A 234-nucleotide genomic window follows, 5' to 3' on the forward strand; every position below is an offset into this window, starting at 1 on the left:
GCAATCATCGCGGCAGTGGTCATCAGAATCGGGCGAAGACGACCTTTCGCTGCTTCCATCACCGCAGACATTTTGTCCATCTGGTGATTGAGCAGCTCTTCTTTGGCAACCTCACATATCAGAATCCCGTGCTTGGTGATCAGACCAATAAGGGTAATAAGACCAACCTGAGAGTATATGTTCATCGACGCCAGACCACAGCCAAGAGCTACCAGAGCGCCACAGATTGCCAGA

Annotated in this window: 1 protein-coding gene; it reads right to left on the minus strand. The window is 50.9% G+C overall.

The features are described 5' to 3' along the window. Positions 1 to 234: efflux RND transporter permease subunit (locus ACYP03_RS28130; RefSeq protein ID WP_459782955.1), on the minus strand; the 234-nt coding region annotated here is incomplete at both ends.

The organism is Photobacterium sp. R1, assembly GCF_054600795.1.